Origin of the sequence: Candidatus Methylomicrobium oryzae, assembly GCF_016745425.1 — a bacterium.
Classification (GTDB): Bacteria; Pseudomonadota; Gammaproteobacteria; order Methylococcales; family Methylomonadaceae; genus Methylomicrobium; species Methylomicrobium oryzae.
In genome coordinates this window covers 87,944-107,604 of the sequence record NZ_JAERVK010000011.1, presented here as the reverse complement: position 1 = coordinate 107,604, position 19,661 = coordinate 87,944, and the positions used below count along the sequence as shown (strand labels likewise).

Annotated in this window: 17 protein-coding genes; 1 reads left to right on the top strand and 16 read right to left on the bottom strand. The window is 56.0% G+C overall.

Annotated features, from left to right (window positions below; translation table 11 throughout):
- Positions 1 to 7 precede the first annotated feature (7 nt).
- From JJL52_RS13445 to prmB, 10 genes are all read right to left on the bottom strand, one after another.
- The gene (locus tag JJL52_RS13445) at positions 8 to 1,318 is read right to left on the bottom strand and encodes a homoserine dehydrogenase (protein ID WP_202053001.1); all 1,311 of its coding nucleotides are present in this window, start codon (positions 1,316 to 1,318) and stop codon (positions 8 to 10) included.
- Between the two features lie 104 nt (positions 1,319 to 1,422).
- Complete coding sequence (gene alaC / locus JJL52_RS13440) at positions 1,423 to 2,607, bottom strand: alanine transaminase (protein WP_202053000.1); 1,185 nt, start codon at positions 2,605 to 2,607, stop codon at positions 1,423 to 1,425.
- A 132-nt stretch (positions 2,608 to 2,739) separates the two neighbouring features.
- A complete protein-coding gene (gene kdsB, locus JJL52_RS13435) occupies positions 2,740 to 3,519 on the bottom strand; it encodes a 3-deoxy-manno-octulosonate cytidylyltransferase (protein ID WP_202052999.1) in 780 nt (259 codons plus the stop codon).
- 115 nt (positions 3,520 to 3,634) lie between these two features.
- Complete coding sequence (locus tag JJL52_RS13430; RefSeq protein WP_236994245.1) at positions 3,635 to 3,829, bottom strand: Trm112 family protein; 195 nt, start codon at positions 3,827 to 3,829, stop codon at positions 3,635 to 3,637.
- On the bottom strand, positions 3,819 to 4,820 hold the full coding sequence (lpxK, locus tag JJL52_RS13425; RefSeq protein WP_202052998.1) for a tetraacyldisaccharide 4'-kinase: 1,002 nt from the start codon (positions 4,818 to 4,820) through the stop codon (positions 3,819 to 3,821). Before lpxK ends, JJL52_RS13430 begins: the two co-directional genes overlap by 11 nt.
- A complete protein-coding gene (locus tag JJL52_RS13420; protein ID WP_202052997.1) occupies positions 4,817 to 5,251 on the bottom strand; it encodes an ExbD/TolR family protein in 435 nt (144 codons plus the stop codon). Before JJL52_RS13420 ends, lpxK begins: the two co-directional genes overlap by 4 nt.
- On the bottom strand, positions 5,248 to 5,865 hold the full coding sequence (locus tag JJL52_RS13415) for a MotA/TolQ/ExbB proton channel family protein (protein WP_202052996.1): 618 nt from the start codon (positions 5,863 to 5,865) through the stop codon (positions 5,248 to 5,250). The genes JJL52_RS13420 and JJL52_RS13415 overlap by 4 nt, the downstream gene beginning before the upstream one ends.
- Before the next feature lie 45 nt (positions 5,866 to 5,910).
- Positions 5,911 to 7,074, bottom strand: coding sequence for an MFS transporter (locus tag JJL52_RS13410; RefSeq protein ID WP_202052995.1), 1,164 nt, complete (start codon positions 7,072 to 7,074; stop codon positions 5,911 to 5,913).
- Between the two features lie 445 nt (positions 7,075 to 7,519).
- A complete protein-coding gene (gene aroC / locus JJL52_RS13405) occupies positions 7,520 to 8,608 on the bottom strand; it encodes a chorismate synthase (RefSeq protein ID WP_202052994.1) in 1,089 nt (362 codons plus the stop codon).
- A gap of 1 nt (position 8,609) precedes the next feature.
- Positions 8,610 to 9,542: a 50S ribosomal protein L3 N(5)-glutamine methyltransferase gene (gene prmB / locus JJL52_RS13400; protein ID WP_202052993.1), complete on the bottom strand. Its 933-nt coding sequence runs from the start codon at positions 9,540 to 9,542 to the stop codon at positions 8,610 to 8,612.
- 90 nt (positions 9,543 to 9,632) lie between these two features.
- Here prmB and JJL52_RS13395 point away from each other — a divergent pair, with 90 nt between their 5' ends.
- A complete protein-coding gene (locus tag JJL52_RS13395; RefSeq protein WP_202052992.1) occupies positions 9,633 to 10,514 on the top strand; it encodes an HDOD domain-containing protein in 882 nt (293 codons plus the stop codon).
- Between the two features lie 81 nt (positions 10,515 to 10,595).
- On the opposite strand, the gene JJL52_RS13390 is transcribed toward JJL52_RS13395, so the two are convergent.
- From JJL52_RS13390 to JJL52_RS13365, 6 genes are all read right to left on the bottom strand, one after another.
- A complete protein-coding gene (locus tag JJL52_RS13390; protein WP_202052991.1) occupies positions 10,596 to 11,573 on the bottom strand; it encodes an HD domain-containing phosphohydrolase in 978 nt (325 codons plus the stop codon).
- A 15-nt stretch (positions 11,574 to 11,588) separates the two neighbouring features.
- Entirely contained in the window at positions 11,589 to 16,403 is a 4,815-nt protein-coding gene (locus JJL52_RS13385; protein ID WP_202052990.1) for a response regulator, read from the bottom strand.
- 309 nt (positions 16,404 to 16,712) lie between these two features.
- Positions 16,713 to 17,246 (bottom strand): CinA family protein, encoded by a 534-nt coding sequence (locus tag JJL52_RS13380; protein WP_202052989.1) that lies wholly within the window; start codon positions 17,244 to 17,246, stop codon positions 16,713 to 16,715.
- Positions 17,247 to 17,252: 6 nt separating this feature from the next.
- Positions 17,253 to 18,029, bottom strand: a complete 777-nt coding sequence (gene lpxA / locus JJL52_RS13375) for an acyl-ACP--UDP-N-acetylglucosamine O-acyltransferase (RefSeq protein ID WP_202052988.1) — start codon at positions 18,027 to 18,029, stop codon at positions 17,253 to 17,255.
- Positions 18,030 to 18,036: 7 nt separating this feature from the next.
- Entirely contained in the window at positions 18,037 to 18,921 is an 885-nt protein-coding gene (xerD, locus tag JJL52_RS13370; protein ID WP_202052987.1) for a site-specific tyrosine recombinase XerD, read from the bottom strand.
- Positions 18,918 to 19,415 (bottom strand): methylated-DNA--[protein]-cysteine S-methyltransferase, encoded by a 498-nt coding sequence (locus JJL52_RS13365; RefSeq protein WP_202052986.1) that lies wholly within the window; start codon positions 19,413 to 19,415, stop codon positions 18,918 to 18,920. Before JJL52_RS13365 ends, xerD begins: the two co-directional genes overlap by 4 nt.
- Between the last annotated feature and the right edge of the window lie 246 nt (positions 19,416 to 19,661).

Sequence of the window (19,661 nt, the reverse complement as noted above, 5' to 3'; positions counted from 1 at the left end):
GGGGTGGTTATCCTAAGGTTTCCAGGCGAATCCGGCAGACTTGGCCGGTCACGGTCGGCAAGGCCTCGATCTTCCGGATCGCGTCGTTCATTTCTTTTTCGAGCGTGATCTGCGTCAGCAGAATGATCGGCACCGCTTTCTCATCGGAAATCGGTTCTTTTTGCACGATCGCCTCGATGCTGATCTGATGGTCGGCCAGAATTTTGGTCACGTCGGCCAATACGCCGGGCTTGTCTTCGGCGGTCAGGCGCAGGTAGTAGGCGGACTTGAAGCGGTCCGGGGCCAGAATCGGGATTTCCTTGATCGCCTCGGGCTGGAAGGCCAGATGCGGCACCCGGTTTTCCGGATCGCTGGTCAGGGCCCGCGTTACATCGACCACGTCCGCGACCACCGCCGAAGCGGTCGGGTCGGCTCCCGCGCCGGCGCCGTAATACAGGGTCGGGCCGACCGCATCGCCCTTGACCAGTACCGCGTTCATCACTCCATTCACGTTTGCAATCAAACGTCGCTCGGGAATCAAAGTCGGATGCACGCGCAGTTCGATACCTTCGTCAGTCTTGCGGGCGATACCCAGATGCTTGATCCGATAGCCCAGTTTTTCCGCATAATCGACATCAAGACGAGTAATTTTGGTGATGCCTTCGGTATAAACCTTCTCGAACTGCAGCGGAATCCCGAATGCGATCGAAGCGAGGATCGTCAGCTTGTGCGCCGCATCGATGCCTTCGACATCGAAGGTCGGATCGGCTTCGGCATAGCCCAAAGCCTGCGCCTCGGCCAATACGTCCGCAAAATCGCGGCCTTTCTCGCGCATCTCGGTCAGGATGAAGTTGCCGGTGCCGTTGATGATGCCGGCCAGCCATTGAATCTCGTTGCCGCTAAGTCCCTCGCGGATCGCCTTGATGATCGGAATCCCGCCCGCGACCGCCGCTTCGAACGCGACGATCACACCCTTCTCGCTGGCCTTCGCGAAGATCTCGTTGCCGTGCAGGGCGATCAACGACTTGTTTGCGGTGACCACATGCTTGCCGTTCGCAATCGCGGCCAGGACCATATCTTTAACGGGGCCGGCGCCGCCGATCAATTCGAGCACGATGTCGATTTCGGGATCGTTGATCACGTCGTACGGATCGGTCGTAACCGCAATGCTTTCGGTATTGCAGATCCGCGGTTTGGCGAGATCCCGGCTCGATGCGCGGGTTACGATGATTTCGCGCCCGGCCCGGCGGGCAATCTCGGCCGCGTTGCGTTTGAGGACATTGACCGTACCGCCGCCGACCGTCCCTAGTCCCAATATTCCGACTTTTACCGGTTTCAAAACACACTCCTGAGTAGGGTACGCTGCGCGTACCGTTCGTTATTCATATAGAACGTAATGAAAGGTATGCATAGCGTACCCTGCAACACCTCAAAAACCGGCTATTATACAACCTTGTCTTTCTTCATCATATGGCGAATGCCGCGCACCGCCTGCCGGGTCCGATGCTCGTTCTCGATCAGCCCGAAACGGACGTGGTCGTCGCCGTACTGGCCGAAGCCGATGCCGGGGGCGACCGCGACTTTCGCCTCGATCAGCAGCTTTTTCGAAAACTCCAGCGACCCCATTTCTTTATAAGGCTCGGGGATCGGCGCCCAGACGAACATCGTCGCCTTCGGCTTCTCGACCGGCCAGCCGGCTGCGTTCAGGCCGTCGCAGAGCACGTCGCGCCGCCGTTGATACATGGCGGCGATTTCGTGTACGCAGTCCTGCGGCCCTTCGAGCGCGCTGATCGCGGCGATCTGGATCGGCGTGAAGGTGCCGTAGTCGAGATAGGACTTGATCCGCGCCAGGGCGCCGACCAGTTTTTTGTTGCCGCACATGAAACCGACGCGCCAGCCCGGCATGTTGTAGCTTTTCGACAGCGAGAAAAACTCGACCGCGATGTCTTTCGCCCCTTCGACCTGCAGGATCGAAGGCGCCTGATAACCGTCGAACACGATATCGATATAGGCGATGTCGTGCACGACCCAAATCTTGTGTTCTTTTGCGAGCGCAATGATCTTTTCGAAAAAGTCCAGCTCGACGCACTGGCTGGTCGGATTGCCCGGAAAATTCAAAATCAGCATCTTCGGCTTCGGCCACGATTCGACGATCGCGCGCTGCAGTTCCTCGATAAAGTCGACGCCGGGAATCAACGGCACGTGGCGCAAATCGGCGCCCGCAATCACGACTCCGTAGGGATGGATCGGATAGGCCGGATTCGGCACCAGCACCACGTCGCCCGGCCCGAGCGTCGCCAACGCCAGATGCGCAAGGCCTTCTTTCGAACCGATCGTGACGATCGCCTCGGATTCCGGATCCAGATCGACATCGAAACGGTTCTTGTACCAGGTGCAGATGGCCTTGCGCAGCCGGGGGATGCCTTTCGACATCGAATAACGGTGCGTATCCGGCCGCTTCGCCGCTTCGAGCATCTTGTTCACGATATGCTCCGGCGTCGGCTGATCCGGATTGCCCATCCCGAAATCGATGATGTCCTCGCCCGCCGCTCGCGCTTTGGCCTTCAGTTCGTTCACGATGTTGAAAACATAGGGGGGCAAGCGGCTGATGCGTGAAAATTGGTCCATTTACGTTCTTTCAGATAAACAATTAAAACAAATAAAAATTTTTCATTCCCGCTCGGCAGGAAAATAACGGACGTAGGACGGATAAGCGAAGCGCATCCGCCTTTTTAGTATGCTTCGGCGGATGCGCTTCGCTTATCCGCCCTCCAAAGCCATTCTCAAAAACTCTTCGACACGCTGCAAATCTTCGAACGTATCCACGCCAGCGGGCGGAACCTTATCGACCACCTTGACCGCGATCGCTTCGCCCTGCCACAAAATGCGGAGCTGTTCCAGCGACTCGGTTTTCTCCAAATCGGAAGCCTCCCAACCGCAGTAACGGCGCAAAAAATCGACCGTATAGGCATACATGCCGATATGCCGGTAATAGGGCATTCCGCCGGACAAGTGCTTCCGGCCTCCGGCGAATCCGTCCCGATCCCACGGGATCGGCGCGCGGCTGAAATACAGTGCATAACCGTGCCGGTTCAACACGACCTTGACGGCGTTCGGATTGAACAGCTCCTCGCCGTCGTGAATTTCGGCCGCCAGCGTCGCGATACCCGCCTGCCGCTGGCCGGCCAACACCACCGCCGCTTCGCGCAGATACACGGGATCGATCAACGGTTCGTCGCCCTGCAGGTTCACAATGATGTCGCCGCCAGCCCAGCCTCGCTGCTCCGCGACTTCCGCGATCCTTTCGGTGCCGCTTTGATGATCGGCACGCGTCATTACCGCCTCGATGCCCAATGCACGGACTGCTTGGCATATACGATCATCATCGGTCGCGACGACGATCTCGTCCGCACCGGCCTCACGGGCGCGCTCGCAGACATGCTCGATCATCGGCCTGCCGGCGATCGGCAGCAAGGGCTTGCCGGGCAGCCGGGTCGAACCGTAGCGGGCTGGAATCACGACTTTAAAGCGGACGCTCACCGGCGTGCCTCTGCCTGCCGGCCAAAACCCGCTTTTATAGGGGCCCAACCATAGACCTGCCAGGTTTTAGAAGCTTGGCAGGTCTTCGGGTTGGAAATCGCCGTTAAGACGGAGGTCATTTTTTCAGTGCGTCGACTTCTTCGAGGCTGAGCACGCGCGCTTCGTCTTCGAGCATCACCGGAATATCGTCACGGATCGGAAACGCCAGCCGGTCGGGCTTGCAGATCAGTTCCTGCCTGTCTTTGTCGTAAATCAGCGAACTCTTGCAGATCGGGCAAGCCAGGATGTCGAGCAGTTTTTTATCTATCATGCTTCTCACTTAATAATTCGATTAACCGCGTCGCGAAAACGGAGTCCATGTTCGCCTCCACCGGAACGGCCCAAAGCCTTTCATCGGCAAATGCCCTGCATTTTACCGCATCCTTCTCGGTCATTAGAACCGGAAACGCATCGCCGAAGTCGAGATCCTCCGGCCGGAACGCAAAATGGTCAGGAAAATCGTGCGGAATACACCCTAGCCCCGCCATCTCCAGATGCCTGAAAAACCGCTCGGGATGCCCGATGCCGGCCACCGCATGGCAGGGAGCCGCTTTAAACGCGGCCAAGGGTTTACGCATTCCGGTCTGTAAGTGGACCGCCTCCGCCCCCGCCAATTGCATCGAAAATTCATTTGACCGAGCCAAGCCGCCGTTCACCACGATCAAGTCCACATCCTTCAGCCTGGCCTGCGGTTCCCTGAGCGGCCCGGTCGGCAGGCACCAGCCGTTGCCGAAGCGGCGCTCGCCGTCGATCACCGCGATTTCGAGCGTTCTGCCAAGCGCATAATGCTGCAGGCCGTCGTCGGACAGCAGCACATTGCAATCGGCCCTATCCAGCAGCAGCCGGCAAGCCTCCGCCCGAACCGGGGATACCGCCATCGGGCAACCGGTGCGGGCCACGATCAAGAGCGCCTCGTCGCCGACCTCGCCCGCTTGGCTTCCGGCATCGACCCACTGCGGATACATGGCAGCCCGTCCGCCGTAGCCCCGGCTGACAATGCCCGGCCGGTAGCCTTTTTCCTTTAAAAACCGGGCCAGCCAGATGACCAGCGGCGTTTTGCCGGCGCCCCCGACCGTAATATTGCCGACCACGATCACCGGAACCTGGAAAACCGTGGTTTTCAGCCAACCGCAACGATAACAGGCCCTGCGCAGCCTGGCGATGCCTTCGAACAGTTTGCCGAAAGGCCACAGCAACAAGCCGGCGCCGTTTTTCCGATACCAGATGCGCGCTGCCAGCCGCGACAGCCTTGTCTTGATCATTCGGTCTTCGGCTGCTGCGCTTCGAAGGTGATATGTGTAAACCCTGCCCTGCCTGCGGCATCGAGCGCGCTGATCACCGCCTGATGCGGCGTCTTGCCGTCCGCGCTGATAATGAACGGCATGTCGGTGCCGCGCGCGGCCATTTTCTGCAACTCCCTGAGCAGGGTTTCGGGCTTTTGATCGACCAGCTGGTGCAGCATCTCATCCCCGCCTTTCACATAATACAGGCCGTCGGCGTCGATCACCAAAGTAATCGAAACCGGCGGGGCTTCCGCTTCGGAACCTGCCGCTTCGGGCAACTTTATCCTGACTTGCGTCTGCCGGTTGAACGTTGTCGAGACCATAAAAAAAAGCAAAAGCACGAACAGCACATCGATCATCGATATCAACGTAATATCGATTTTTCGCCTTTTTTTACGATGAAAGTTCATAAAGTCGCCTCGCGCTCGCCGTGCATCATCTCGATCAGCCGCAATGCCTCGGCTTCCATGTTGATCACGTATTCGTCGACCCGCCGCAGAAAATAGCGGTGGAAAATCAGGCTCGGAATCGCCACGGACAACCCGGTTGCGGTCGTGATCAGCGCGACCGAAATACCGCCCGCCAGCACGGTCGGATCACCCGCGCCGTGCTGCATCAGCTGGGAGAAAATCTCGATCATCCCGAATACCGTACCCAACAAGCCCAGCAAGGGAGATACTTCAGCGATCAAGCCCAGCGCATCGAGAAAGCGTTCCAGATCGTGCATGACCTGGCGGCCGACATCCTCGATCGACTCTTTCATGATTTCCCGCCCGTGCGTGCTATTGCTGACGCCGGTCGCAATGATCCGCCCCAGCGGCGAACTGGCTTTCAGGCGGCGCAGCGTCGCGTCGTCCAGTCTGTTGTCTTTGTGTAATCTCCAGACCTGCACGACCAGATCTTCGGGAATGATCCTGCTCTTGCGCAGCGTCCAGAAACGCTCCGCAATAATCGCCATCGCCCCGATCGAACAAATCATCAGCGGCCACATCATCCAGCCGCCGCTCTTAATTATTTCAAACACATTACACCTTGTGGTTCAAAGCCAAAGAATTCTTTTCTGAGCCCGCTATTTTAGACGCGCTGCCGCTTTTTCGCCATGATCCCGCGCCAGTCCGAAACAGGCAATCAGGTAAGCGAGAAAGCAGGCCAACGCCGCTGCGCCGAATATCGTCCGGGGCCCCAGCACATCCCAGTAATAGCCGCTGAACAAGCTTCCCCCCATCCCGCCTAGCCCGAAACTGAAGCTGCTGTAGAGCGCTTGGCCTTTACTCTGGTGCTGTTCGCCGAAATAGCGCTGCACCAGATGGATCGCGGCAATGTGCGCCGCGCCGAAACTCGCCGCATGCAGCAACTGGGCCAAGATCAGAAACGCTGTTTGGGCAAACCAGCCGATCAACAGCCAGCGTGCCGCCGCCAGCAGCAGACTCCAAAGCAGAATGCTCCGCAGGCTCAAAAAGCCGAGCAAGGTCCGCATGAAAGCAAAAAGGACGATCTCGGCGCATACCCCCGCCGCCCACAGACTGCCTGTGGCGGCGGCCGAATAGTCCAGTTGCTGGAGATAGATCGAATAAAAAACGTAATAAGGCCCGTGCGCCGCCTGCAGCAGCATCGATACCACCAGAAAAGCCAGCACTTCCGGGCGTTTCAAGACGGACAGCACACGGGAAGGCTCCCAATGCGGCTGACGCGGCGCCGGACTCGGCAGCATCAGCGTCACGATCCAGTTCAACAGCAACAGCGTCACGACAAATAAGCGCAACTGCTCGATCGGCTGACGGTCGAACCACCATCCGAGCCCCTGCACCGCTATGATGAAGCCGACCGAGCCCCAGAGCCGTATCCGGCTGTAGCGGTGCGTGTCGTCGCGCAGATGCGCCAGGGTCACCGCCTCGAAAAGCGGCAGCGACGCGTTCCAGAATACGCCGAAGCCGAAAGTGCAGAGCGCCAGTTCGTCGTAACCACGCGCGGCCAGAAATCCCGAGAAAGCCGCCGCCGAAAAAAACAGCGTCAGCCGGATCAGGCGCAGGTTTTTGCCGGTCCGGTCCGCGATCCATCCCCAAAAGTTCGGCGCGATAATCCGGCTCCCGACCAGCACCGCCGACAGATTGCCGATCTGTGCCGCATCGAGTCCCAGAGCCTTGAGGTACAGGTTCCAGTAGGGCAAAAAGCCGCCGAGCGTCGCAAAATAGAACAGGTAGAAACCCGACAGGCGCCAATATGGGACATACATACAATAAATCGGTAGGTAAGACGCGCGGAAACGCAGGCAATAACGGAAAGTGCACGGGCTTTGCGCGGCGCGGCAACAGCTGTCCCCTCAAACTCCCCTTTAGCGGGGGCGTTGACCTCGATCGCTGGTTCCCGACGCGATCTACCTTCCCCATCCGTGGGGGCGTCGATCGCGTGTTCCCGACGCGATCTACCTTCCCCATCCGTGGGGGCGTCGATCGCGTGTTCCCGACGTCATCTATCTCTCCCTATCCCTGGGTCGAGCTTCCTGCATGCACACCATGGAGGACGTGAATGCAGAAATTGCACGACTGCATGGCGGCAGGAGGTACGGCCCCTCAGAGATAAGGGAGGTAGAATCGCGTATGGAACACGCGATCGAGGCAATCCAGGCTATATTGCCAAGGAACAAATTTCTGCCCGGCAGTCGCAACCCAGCCTACGCTTTATCTTAAAACCGGCAAACCGGAGCGCACCTCACTATTCTGCGCCCGGTGCCGGAGATAGTGATCCATGATCACAAGCGCCGCCATCGCTTCTGCGATCGGCGTCGCGCGGATGCCGACGCAGGGATCGTGACGCCCCTCGGTCACCACTTCGATCGGCTCACCGTGAATATTAATCGACCGTCCGGGCAGGCGCAAACTCGAAGTCGGCTTCAGCGCGATGCTGGCGACGACATCCTGGCCGCTCGATATACCGCCCAAAATACCGCCGGCATGATTGCTCAGGAAACCCTCCGGCGTGATCTCGTCGCGGAATTGGGTACCCTTACTTTCGATGCAGGCGAAACCGTCGCCGATTTCGACGCCCTTGACCGCATTGATGCTCATCAGCGCATGTGCGAGATCCGCATCCAGTCGGTCGAAGATCGGTTCGCCGAGACCCGGCGGCACATTCGTCGCGACGACGTTGATGCGCGCACCGATCGACTCGCCCTCCTTGCGCAGCGCATCCATGTAGCTTTCGAGTTCCGGCACGCGTTCGGGATCGCCGCAAAAGAACGGGTTCGTGTTCACGGCCGACCAGTCCAACCTGTCGATCCGGATCGGCCCCAACTGCGCCAGGAAGCCGCGAATCTCGATCCCGGCCTTTTCTTTCAAATATTTCTTCGCGATCGCCGCCGCCGCAACCCGCATCGCGGTTTCGCGCGCCGAGGAACGGCCGCCGCCGCGATAATCGCGGAAACCGTATTTCTGCTGATAGGTATAATCGGCATGGCCGGGCCGAAACGATTCGGCGATTTTCGCGTAATCCTTCGAACGCTGGTCGGTGTTTTCGATCAGAAGGCCGATCGGTGTGCCGGTGGTTCTGCCCTCGAACACACCGGACAAAATCTTCACTTCATCCGCTTCGCGCCGCTGCGTCGTATGCCGGGAAGTCCCGGGCTTGCGGCGGTCGAGATCGGCCTGTATGTCCGACTCCGAAAGTTCGAGCCCCGGCGGGCAGCCGTCGACGATACAACCGAGCGCCGGCCCATGGCTTTCGCCGAAGGTAGTGACGGTAAACAGTTTTCCAAAGGTGTTGCCAGACATATTAATCCAAAGCCGCGATGAATTGGTCGTGGTAGAGCGCAAGCTGCTCGCCGGTCAGTAAAAAGACGCCGTCGCCGCCGCGCTCGAAATCGAGCCAGTAGAAAGGGATGTCCGAAAACCGGTCCTGCAGCGTCTGTGCGCTGCTGCCGACTTCGACGACCAGGATGCCCTGCTCGCTCAGATAGTCTTTCGCCTGTGCCAGGATGCGCAGCACGATGTCCAACCCGGTCTTGCCGCCGGTGAAGCCCATCTCCGGCTCGGCATGGTATTCGGGAGGCAGGCTTTCCCATTCGGCGACCGCGACATAGGGCGGATTGCTGACGATGATATCGTAGCGCTGTCCCGGCAGATTCTCGAACAGATCGGACTGATACAGCGCGACCGAATCTTCGGACTGATGCTTGGCGACGTTGATCTCGGCGACCGCCAGCGCATCGGTCGACAAGTCGACCGCATCGACCGCCGCCGTCGGAAACGCATAGGCGCAGGCAATCGCGATACAGCCGCTGCCGGTGCACAAATCCAGGATCCGGTCGACATTGTCCTCGTCGACCCACGGTGCGAAACGCTGCTCGATCAGTTCCGCGATCGGCGACCTGGGCACCAGCACCCGTTCGTCGACATAAAACGGCAAGCCTGCGAAAACGGCTTCGTGCGTCAGGTAGGCGGCCGGCTTCCTCTCGTTGACCCGGCGGTCGACGATGTCGATCACCGCCTGCCGTTCCGGGTGGGTCAGGACCGCCTCCAGGTAAAACGGCGAGACGTTGTAAGGCAGATGCAGCGTATGCAATACTAAACCCGCCGCCTCGTCGATTGCGGTCAGGGAGCCGTGACCGAAGTAGACCTGGGCCTCGGTAAAACGGCTGGCCGCCCAGCGAATATAATCCCTAATTGTGGTTAAAGTATCGGTGACCTCGGTCGAAATAGATTGCATGGCTGGAAATTCTTGGCCGGCCGGCCTCTGCGCAAAGAGACAAATTTTAAACTAAACTTGCCTTACTGTCCGATTTTTAAAACCTTACCCATGGAAGCTGCCGAACCGCTAACAACCTCTTCCGCAACCGGCCAGAGCGAAAACAAGCTGCTGCTGGTGTGTTACCGCCATTTCGAAAAAAACCAGCTGATCCTGCCGACGATCCCCGAGGTCGCTTTTAAAATCCGCCGCGTGATCAATGACGAGAAAGCCAACAGCGCCAAGATCGCTCGCACCATGCAGGCCGACCCTTCGCTCACCGCGCGCCTGATCAAGATTTCGAACAGCGCTCTTTACCGCGGCCGCAAAACGATTGAAAGCTGCCCGGAAGCAATCACCCGGCTCGGACTGAAAGCCGTGCAGGACATCATCACGGCGTTCTCGCTAAAGTCGGTATTCACCGCCAAATCGCCTTTCATCCGCCAACGAATGGTCGAATTATGGGCGCACAGCAGTTTTGTCGCCGCAATCAGCGCCGTACTGGCGCACAAGGCAAAAGGCTTCGATCCCGACCGCGCGATGCTGGCCGGCTTGATTCACGACATCGGCAAAATCCCGATTCTGGCCTTTGCCGATCAACACATCGACCTGGTAGCGAACGCCGCCCACCTCACTGAAACGATCGATAAGCTGCACGGCATGATCGGCCTGAATATCATCCGCAAATGGAATTTTCCGGACGACTTCGAGAATGTCGTGCTCCATTCGGAAAACTGGCAGCGCGATACCGGCGAACACCTCGATTACGCCGACATCGTGATGCTGGCGCAATTCCACAGCCTGATCGGCAAGGTCGACATCAAAACCCTGCCGAAACTCGACACGCTGCCTGCTTATCAAAAGATCGCCCGCCGGCTCGACGCGAGCGGCAGTCTCGAAATTCTGGACATTGCCAAGGAGGAAATCGAAGCGATCCGGCAAATGCTCGGGTGAATCGTTTACCGGTTGTAACACCCTCAAGGCCTAGTTAAACCCGAATGTACAGAGTTCATGGCTCCATTGCCCCGAGCGCCCTTAAGAATTCCATTGCCTCATGGTTTCAAGCACTTTCGGCTGCATATTGACGAAGCAGGCGACAAAATCCGGATCGAAATGGCGGCCGGCGCCTTGCCGGATTTCCTGAAAAGCCTTTTCGGGCGGCCATGGCTGTTTATAAGGCCGCGCAGTAGTCAACGCATCAAATACATCCGCAATAGCCACAATGCGCGCGGATTCGGGAATGGACAATCCGGCCAGATTCTCCGGGTAACCGCTGCCATCCCATCTTTCATGATGATACATGGCCACTTCTGCGGCTAATACAAAAACAGGGGCATTGCTTTTGGAAAGAATTTGCCGTCCGTACGCGCAATGGCGCCGCATGACTTGCCATTCGGCTTCATCCAGTTTGCCCGGCTTGCGTAAGATTGCATCCGGTATGCCGATTTTGCCCGTATCATGCATGGGCGCTGCAAGCCCTAATAATTCGACATCTTGTGTTTTCCAACCGAGTTCTTTAGCCAATAGCGATGAATAAGCAGCCATACGCCAGATGTGATCGCCGGTATCGTCATCGTTGAAATGACCGACTTCGCCCAGCATATAGATGGCGTCGCGGTGGCTTTTCTCCAGCTTGGCAAGCTGCACCAGGGATAAGTGCGTCCGCACCCGGGCGCGAACAATACTGGGGATGACCGGCTTGATTAAATAATCGACGCAGCCAACCGCAAACCCCATTTCCTCGTTGCCCGAATCGTTTAACGTCGTTACAAAAATAACGGGTATCTCGCTTATGGCCGCATTCGCTTTCAACGCTTTACAGACATCATAGCCATCCATGTCGGGCATTTGAATATCCAGCAAGATCAGGCGCGGATTATGTTTGGCAACGGCCGATAGCGCTTCGGCGCCATTCCGGGCAAATACCAGTCTGTACTCCGGTTCTAGGATTTGACTGAAAACCGCCAAATTATACGGTTCATCATCAACGACTAAAATAGGCCGGGTCGGCATGGCCCCTCCATACGGTTAGTTCAAGTTATCGATAAAATTGCGCGTCAAATTTTCCGCCTTACGGAAATCAAAGCTCAATACGCTCTCTTTAATGTCGGCTAACGCTTCAATGCCCAACATTGCTTCAAGTTCACTCACCAGGGGCTTAGCATTAGTAGGATTATCCTCGTCGAGCGCGACGAGGAGTTTGTTTAACACCGGCTTAACCGCCTCCTCATTATTTCTACCCTGAAGGCTGTTATTTTCCGGTTTAGCCGGTCCGGATGATATCGCCATCCAATGAGATACACTGTCCGCTACTTCGTCAATCGCTTGCTGCAGGGCATTGGCTGCATCGATTATCAATCGGGGCGTTTCCACAGCTTTTTCGATTTCCCGGCTGCGAAGGCTGATTGTAGGCAAAGCCAGACTGGAGGAGGAGCCTTTCAATTTGTGCGCAAACGCGGCTACCGCCTTTAAATCGCCAGCCTGCGACAATTGAACAATCTCGGAACCGGCTCGGTTATATTGGCTGACAAAATGCGAAATGTAATCCCGATAAACCTCAGTATCGCCCCAAAGCTCCAGTCCTCTCTTTACATCGATGCCGGGCAGCTCCGGTAGATTGGCCGGATAAAGAGTCTCTTGACTTTTGTCCTGCGGTTTATTGCCGGGCATTTCGCAATGGCTCCAATGCCGGATTTTTTGGATTAATAAATCGGCGTTGAACGGTTTGGCGATGAAATCGTTCATCCCCGCATTCAGTGCGGCGTCCTGCAAATTTTTGAAAGCACCTGCCGTCAGGGCAAGCACCGGCAGATTCGCGAAACCGGGATTCTCGCGTATCCGCCGCGTCGCGGAGTAACCGTCCAAACGCGGCATCTGTATATCCATCAAGACCACGTCGACCATACCCATATGCGCCGACAGCCAATCCACGGCTTCCTGTCCATCGCGCGCCTCGCTGACAAGCGCGCCGTCCCTTTCCAAGATGCGCCTGGCAACCTCCCTGTTAATGTCGCTATCATCGACGACCAATATACGCACACCGGTAACCCTGTTATTCAAAGGTTTTTTAACCCTGGCCGGATGACTCTCCGCTTCCGATTGATCCCGGCGCATTGCCTTATTCACTGCGTCGTAAAGCGAAGAAGGCGTAACGGGCTTGTTTAATAAGCCATCGACATCCCAAGCGTCCAGTTGCGCTTTTAGTTCTTCCTGAGAATACGCCGTCACCATCAGGATAATCGGCACTTTTTTGGAATTGGTCGATACCTCGGCAAATGCCCGCCTTAATGCCCGTGAGGTGGCTACACCGTCGAGCCCCGGCATTTTCCAATCGACGAGAACGACATCATAAGACACCTGTTCTTTTGCCAGCGTTTGAAATACCGCATCCTCACCCGAGCCGGCAATATCGGCCTTCCAGCCAAAACCGGCTACCACATGCTGCAAGGCATTACGTGCCGTCTCACAGTCGTCGATAACTAATACGCTCAAAAGATTTATTTCATTATTACCCTGAATCGCGTCCGTATGGCGCTGGAAAGGTAATACAAACCAAAACTCGCTGCCGACGCCCGGTGCGCTTTTGATTTGCAATTGCCCTCCCATCATGGCTATCAATTGTTGGCTGATGGCCAAACCAAGCCCTGTTCCGCCGAAGCGTCTGCTGATCGAGCTATCGGCTTGAGAGAATGCTCCGAATATGGCTTGTTGCTGATCCTCGGAAATGCCTATGCCGGTATCTCTCACGCTAAAACGCAAATAAACCTGATCGTCCTGTTCGGACGCGACACAGATACGCAGCTCGACTTCGCCATTTTCGGTAAACTTCACGGCATTGCTGAGTAAATTGACCAGAACTTGCTGCAGGCGCATCTCGTCGCCAATCAAATGATTGACATTCAACGGCGGAAGAATCGTCAGCTCCAGATTTTTACTGCCGGCACCGACCGACATTAAAGCGGCGAGGTTTTCCAACATGTCATTCAACTGGAACGGTTGATTTTCGATATCGAGCCGGCCGGCTTCAATTTTTGAAAAGTCGAGAATATCGCTAATGATCGAAAGCAATGCTTTTCCGGCGCCATGAATCTTATGCACCAGATTCAGGGATTCCGCCGGCAAGGCTTGATGTTCGAGCAGATAACAAAAACCGAGTACCGCATTCATGGGCGTGCGGATTTCATGGCTCATATTCGATAAGAAAGCGCTCTTCGCCACATTCGCGGCTTCGGCTGCGGCTTTGGCTTCTTCCAGTTCGGCAGTGCGTAATAGGACCAGCTCTTCCAGATGATGACGATGCTGCTCCAGCTCGATGCTCAGTTTCTTTTTTTCGGTGATATCGTCCTGAATGGCCACATAATGGGTCGTCATCCCACATCCATCCTTGATAGGAAGGACAAGCGAAAAATCATTATGCTCGGTACCGTCCTTGCGCCTGTTAATAAATTCTCCTTCCCAAACCCGCCCCTGCTTCAGTGCAGCCCACAATTCCCGATAAACGGGAGACGGCGTTTTTCCCGATTTGATCAACGAGATGTTTTGGCCAAGCGTTTCTTCCCGGCTAAAACCTGAGTTTCTTATGAACGCATCGTTAACATATTCGATAGTCGCATTTAAATCGGTAATGACGATACTTTCCGGACTCTGGTCGACCGCCATCGATAATTTACGCAACTGCTGCTCGATGCGAAGGCGATCGGTTACGTCGTTTGCCAGGATAATTACCGCTTTTCGGCCTTCAAAGATCAGCAGCTGCGCGGTAATCTCTACCTGAATCTCGCGGCCGTCTCCGGTTATGTGCGGCCAAATACCGAAACCGTTGGCGCCTTCACTGGCTGATATCGCGATTCTAAGCCGTTCGCATTCTTCAGGAGCGCTAATGGCGGTCATTTTCATCGCCAAAAACTCATCCCGGCTATATCCGTAATGCCGGATCGCAGCTTCGTCAACGGCAAGAAAATCCAATGTCTCGACATCAAAAACCCACATAGGCAGCGGATTGGCCTCAAAGAGGTTGCGATAGCGAGCCTCGCTCGCTTTCAGCGCCAGATCGGTTTGGTGCTTTTCAATCGCAATGCTTGCCAATTTCGCAGCCTGTTCAATGAGTGCCAAATGGTTTTGAGTGGGATAATGGATATCGGAATGATAAATCGCAAAAGTGCCCAGCACTTTGCCTTCCGAGGAAAAAACAGGCTCCGACCAGCATGAAGCCAAGCCGGCTTTATTTGCCAGTGCCTTAAAATCCGACCAAAAAGGATGACTCTGGATATCGGAAACGATCACCCTTTGTCGGGTGCCGGCAGCTGTTCCACAAGAGCCAACCCCAAAACCGATAACGATACCGTCGACCGCTTGGTTATAAAAATCCGGCAGAGTGGGAGCTGCGCCATGGAGAAGCCGCCTCCCTGCCTCATCGATCAACAGGATACTGCAGCGCATGGCAGGATGTTCGGCTTCTACACCTAAGACGATGGCTTCGAGTACCGTCGACAAAGATGCGCCGCAAGCAAGGAGCTCCAATACTCCGCTACGAGACTTTTCCAGGCGTTCGGATTGCTTTCGCCGCGTTATCTCGTTATGAAGAATATTGAACGTCAGCAGCAAGACACCGCCGCCCAGCAATAACACGGTGCTTAATGCGATGCGTGCAATGCTGTCTCTTAGTTCGAGAGCGTTTAATTGAGTTTGCAAAAAGGATTGTTCAGCCGATTTTACTTCCGTCAGTTTAGTCATTACGCCTGCATGGAGGCGATCAATCTCGCCTTCGGCCACGATCCCGGCTGCAGCTTCGATTCCTTGGCTCTGCCGAATCAAAATCAACCTGTCAGCCAAGGAATATAAATCATCGAATTGACCGGCAAGCTGCTTCAAGTCCAGTTGCCGTTCGGTGTTACCGATCGTCAACCGTTTCAGACTATCCAGCTTATCCCGAATGGTTTGCCGAATTCGCAATGCACGTGCGACAAGACTCTCATTGCCGGTCAGCAGGTAGGAACGGTTGATTGCCTTATGTTCATAGGAAGCCGATGCGATCTCTTCAGTCAGGTTCAGCAACTGGTACGTTTGCGCCACGCTATCTACCGTCTTACGGCTTTGATACGCGCTATGAAGCATAGCGGCAATCGAAACAAACAAAATCGCAACCGATATTGCAACACTGATCGGCCGAGCATGAGGCAGTAAAGCCGCGATCCACCCATGCCGAGCTGTTGCAACCAATATACCGGTCGCCAAGCCAAGAAAACCAAGCGCCGTATGGGCAGCCATTCCCGAGGCCCCCGTAAAGAGAGGCAGGTACAAATTACCGCAGAGGTAGCCTACGAACGCCAATACAGCAAGCGCCTCGTTGATAAAGGCAAGAGACTGGATAAGCCCGTAATGACGACGTAATGCCATTAAAAGCAACGCAGCGCCGGTTAACAGAAACATTCCGGCCGCTATTATCGAAGTCCTGCCCGGATTGGCAGCGCCAGACGATGAATCCTTGAAAAAGAATTCATCGATACCCGAATTCCATTTCAAGGCATACTCGGCCAGCGTTATCGCCGCCAATAACAGTGCAATGCCCGTAAGCGCAAAGGCTGCCGCTCGAACCGATCCCGAGAAGTCTTTAACGGTAATTAACCCGAGACTTGCCCCGCATAAGATAAAGCCAATCGAGGTATTCACTTTCATGCAGGGTAAACCCGGCAGAAGGCTTTTCAACATATCGAAGCCGAATGCCCATCCCCCCAAAACGGCAAAGCCCAATAAAACAACCATAACGCTCAGCACGCGCGCCTGCAATCTTAAATCGGTTGAGATGCTTTTATTCATCGGATGGCTACCGTAAATTTCTTGCATGATAGTGAGCTTATTGAACTCTTTTTTCGTTTTTATCTTACAACGTCAAGTATCTAATTTTCAGCATCAGTTGAATAGTTTTTTATTTCTACTGTTAATTATGCGCTAACTCAATCTTTTTGCTGCGCAATTCAAACTCCGGATGAGCATTCCCTTAGATTTCAGCTCTGGCTGCGATGATATTCAGGCTCAGCGAATAAAAGGCAAAGTCCGAACGGAGACCATAAGTAGATAATGTTATTCGAATTTTTCAAAAAACTCCCCACGAATAGCTCCCGAATCGCCGGTCATATACCGGATAGGAGACCCTTAAGGGCGATCGGTCTCCCGATATTCATCCAGCAGGCCCCGCAAAGCCTTCACCACGGTCTGCCGACGAATTGCATGCCGGTCGCCTTCGAAATGTAGCTCCCGGCAACGGCACGGCTGTCCGCGACGCTGCCAGGCGATGAATACCAAGCCGACCGGTTTCTCGGCAGTGCCGCCGCCGGGACCGGCGATGCCGGTCACGGCCAGGGCGATGTCCGCCGCGCTGTGCGCCAAGGCGCCGGCCGCCATTTCAGAGGCGGTTTGCGGACTGACCGCGCCATACTGCTGCAGCGTGCTTTCGCGAACACCGAGCATGGCGGTTTTCGCGCTGTTGCTGTAGGTCACGAACCCCCGGTCGAACCAGACCGAACTGCCGGCGATCTCGGTCACGCTCTGCGCAATCCAGCCTCCGGTGCAGGACTCGGCCAGGGCAAGCATGTGGCCGGCCTCACTCAATCGCTGGCCCAACCGTCCGGCGAGTTCGACCAGATCGTCACTTAATACTGCCCCCGAGATGTCCGAATTCTTCTGCATCGGCCTTTAATCCGCTGAAATATCGACAAATCCGTGCAGGCCCCGCTTCGATTTGACCGCCAGCCAGTTTTTCAGAAGCTTCAATTCCTCCGTTTCTTCCAGATCATCCAAAGTCTTCTTGTTCCTGAGCAAGCGGAAAGCTTGGGACAAGACATTGTACCGTTCGCCGGTAATACCGGCCCTTCTCAGGCCGACCGTATTCAGCCGGTAATGACGCGCCGGCCGGCCGCCAACCAGCGTGAACGGAATCACGTCCATGTTCAGGCCGGTGGTGCCCTGTACGATCGCGAATGCGCCGATTCGGCAGAACTGGTGGGCAACGACCGCGCCGCCCAGGAACACATTGTTGCCGACTTCGACATGGCCGCCGATCGCGACATTGTTCGCGAAGATGGTCTTGTCGCCGATCGTGCAGTCATGCGCGACATGACTGTTGTTCATGAAATAGCAGCCCGAACCAATCCGGGTTTCGCCGTTTTCCTTAGTCGCCCGGTGCGCGGTAAAGCCTTCACGGAATACGTTATCGTCCCCGACGGTCAGCCAGGTTGCGGTTTCCGGCCTGAAGCCGAGATCCTGAGGCAAGCCGCCCAATACCGCATGCGGATGCAGAATATTGCCCGCTCCCATTCTGACATGGCCGTGCACGACCGCATGCGCGCCGACCTGGCAGCGGCCGCCGAGCACCGCACCGCTTTCGATCACCGCGAACGGGCCGACGAGGGTTCCTTCTCCGAGCGTGACGTCGGAGCCGATATAAGCGGTCGGGTGAATCTGTTGTGTCATGTTGTATTTAGCCTCTCGGATGGTATTTGGAATGTAAATCTTTCAGCCGTTCGCGGGCGATATGTGTATAAATCTGCGTCGTCGACAGATCGGAATGGCCGAGCAACAACTGCACCACGCGCAAATCCGCCCCGTGGTTCAACAAGTGCGTCGCGAAAGCGTGGCGCAAGGTATGCGGCGACAGTTCCGCAGCGATGCCGGCTTTTTTTGCGTGCCGCTTGATGATATGCCAAAAGGCCTGCCGGGTCATCCCTTCCGCCCGGTTCGTCACGAACAGATAGTCGCATTGCCGGGCGCCGAGAATATCCGGCCTTGCCCGATTCATATAGGTTTCGAGCCAACTCATCGCGATTTCGCCGACCGGAACCAACCGCTCCTTGCTGCCTTTGCCGGTAACCCGGACCACGCCCTGGCGGAAGCTGATCTGTTCGAATTTGAGTCCGACCAGCTCGGACACCCGCAGCCCTGTCGCATAGAGCATTTCGAGCATCGTCTTGTCGCGCAGGCCGAGCGCATTGGATACCTCGGGCGCTTCGAGCAAGCGTTCTACGTCCTTTTCGGACAGCGATTTCGGCAGCGGCCGACCGATATACGGCGACTCGATCAGCGCGGTCGGATCGGCGCTGATCCGGTTTTCGCGCAGATGATAACCGTAGAAACCGCGCAGAGTCGAAAGAATGCGCGCGGTGGAGCGGCTGCCGATGCCCTGCTGATAACGGAAGGCGAGGAAACGCGACAGCTGGTCGCCGTCGACCTCCAGCATCGGCTTGCCCTTCAGCCAGTCGGCAAATATCCTTAAATCGCTCCCATAGGCGGCCAGCGTATTCTCGCTGAGCCCCTGCTCGGCCCAGACCGCATCCAGATACTGATCGATTACGTCCGCGGCTTTCATCGGCAATGCTCCGCCTCGAATTGCAACAGTTTGATTTTGACATCCATTAAGGCGCCCTCGGTGACGCCGCAATAACCGCCAAGGCCCGCAGACGAAACGACCCGATGGCAAGGGATGAGCGGTGCGTAAGGATTGTCGCGGCAGGCATTGCCGACCGCTCGCGGGGAAGAAGCCAGCACATGGGCCAAAGCGGCGTAAGTCCGCGTTTCGCCAAACGGAATCCGGCACAATTCGGCCCATACACGGCGCCGAAAAGGCGTGCCCTGCATCAATACCTTCACGGCGAGATCAATCTTACTGTCATGCCAATAAGCGTCGAACAGATTTTGCCACTTGCGGTCGCCGGGGATTCGGCTATCCGTTTCAATAATCCAGTCGCAGCCGACCATCACATCGCCGCTTACGCTTACACGCAACCACCCTGCGGGCGTTTCTACCCGGATATCTTTCACCGGCTCCCGGCACTGCTCGACCCATTCGACTGTGAGCGGCATCCGTCTATCTACCTTGCTGCGGCATCATTGGGGACCCCACCGCCAGCAACTCAAAATTATGTAAGCATTTTCTTACAAGACCATGATATATCAAGATAATTTTTATCCGCATCCCCGTCACTCTTTAGTTGACAAAAATTCGCCGTTAGGTACACAATTGAGCAGATCAGCTTGGCTCAACATAGACAACTCAATCCGAAAGCAAGAATAACTTAAGAAAAATACGCCCTAACTTAAGCGTATTGG